The organism is Brachyspira innocens ATCC 29796 (assembly GCF_000384655.1).
Taxonomy (GTDB): Bacteria; Spirochaetota; Brachyspiria; order Brachyspirales; family Brachyspiraceae; genus Brachyspira; species Brachyspira innocens.
This window is the reverse complement of the sequence record NZ_ARQI01000015.1, coordinates 1-1,699: the sequence shown is the minus strand read 5'-3', so window position 1 is coordinate 1,699 and position 1,699 is coordinate 1. Positions and strand designations below refer to the sequence as shown.

Sequence of the window (1,699 nt, the reverse complement as noted above, 5' to 3'; positions counted from 1 at the left end):
AATAAGCGGGATTTAACGGGATAAAGCGGTATTTAGTGAAATGTAAAAAGAAAAAGAACCAACACATTATGCAATTAATTTAATAATTTTTATATATAAAACGATGAAAAAAACTCATTTTAATATATAATTTAGTCACAAAACACTAGGAAATTACATAATGAAAATAAACTACGAATTAATTAGAAATATACTTGAAGTGATGGAAGAACATAAAAATCATGAAATACTTGGAAAAGAACTATTAGATAAATTAAACATCAAAGTACCAGAAGATGATAATAATGAAGAAGAAATTTTATTATATGATAATTTAGTAGGACATATTAAAATTTTATTTGATAATGAATGTATAGATAATGATTTCAATAATAAGGAAAATAAATATGGATTTACTTATTTGTTATCTACTAACTTTCCATTAATTAATGGAGCTTATAGAATTACAGCAAAAGGATATGATTTTCTAAGCGGTTTAAGAGAAGATAAAGTATTTTCTAAAATAAAAGATTTTTCAATCAATGTAGCCATAGAAACAGCTAAACAATTATTAGTAAAACTAGCTTTAGGAAATTTATAAATAACTATTGTATATTCTTCATTAAATCTTCATTATCATCTATAGTATGAATTATACCTTTGTCATCTATATAATCAATTTTATGTAGTGTATAACGAACATTTTGACCAAACATATTTTTTATTATCTTAATACTATCTATAAAAAATTGATCGCTATTACATTTATTATCAATTAATTTTAATATTTCATTGCCAGTTTTACTAACAGTAAGTATAGGTATTTGTACCATACCCATATTATTATATATTGAAAATATCAAATTATTATTAAGCATAGTTAGATTATTATTTACTATTATACCTGTATTTAAAGAACTATTTATTAATCCTATATCTATTAAGGTAACAATATAATAATGTATAACACCATATCTTTTTAATAAATCATGATCATTAAATATATAACAATTTTTTTGTCCATCAAAAATAAAAAATTTAGCAACTTTAGTAAATAATTCTGCTTCATCAGTAGTCATATTTTTTAATGTTTCTAAAGTTCTATATGAAAAACTGCCAGGCTGTTTTATCTCTCCTGCTAATAATTTAGCCCATAAATTCTGAATATCTTCATTGCTTATATCTTGAACAATATTAAAATATCTAGTAAACCAATCCTTATCCACAGGTTTATCAGAAACATCCTCTTCATCTTTTAATATATCATAAGTTTTAGAAATAACATTTTGAATATTAGAAGTTCTTGATAATTCCTGATTTACTAATCTTGCTTTTGTGTTTTCTAATAATATATTAGCATTACTTATTTCTGTTCCATTATTATTATGATTTATATTAAGATTTGAATTTTTAGTTATAAATTCTGATATTTTTTCTATTTCATATATTTTATCATCTGTTTCTAATTTTCTTTTATAAGATTCAACATCAGCAATTCTTTTTATATGAAGCGGTTCATATATTTTCCAACCAAGACCTCTTAATAAATCAATAAATTTTTCTACAGCTTTACCAATGCCAGCTATATCATTGACATCCATAATAACTCCCTATAAACTATTATAATAAATGATAAATCTTTAATATTTTTTGTCAATATATATGAAAAATCTAAAAATCTTTAGTCTATAAAAGTTCATTAAAAATCTATAATCTGAAT

At 21.9% G+C, this 1,699-nt stretch carries 2 protein-coding genes; one reads left to right on the top strand and one right to left on the bottom strand.

The features are described 5' to 3' along the window. Positions 1-160: 160 nt before the first annotated feature. Positions 161-580: a DUF2513 domain-containing protein gene (locus F811_RS0100135; protein WP_020003302.1), complete on the top strand. Its 420-nt coding sequence runs from the start codon at positions 161-163 to the stop codon at positions 578-580. Positions 581-584: 4 nt separating this feature from the next. Here F811_RS0100135 and F811_RS0100130 read toward each other — a convergent pair whose 3' ends face one another. Then, positions 585-1,580, bottom strand: a complete 996-nt coding sequence (locus F811_RS0100130) for a DUF2806 domain-containing protein (RefSeq protein WP_014486549.1) — start codon at positions 1,578-1,580, stop codon at positions 585-587. Between the last annotated feature and the right edge of the window lie 119 nt (positions 1,581-1,699).

Coding starts and splice junctions, on each gene's coding strand:
- F811_RS0100135 (WP_020003302.1), top strand. CDS start 161: ATGAAAATAAACTACGAATTAATTAGAAATATACTTGAAGTGATGGAA.
- F811_RS0100130 (WP_014486549.1), bottom strand. CDS start 1,580: ATGGATGTCAATGATATAGCTGGCATTGGTAAAGCTGTAGAAAAATTT.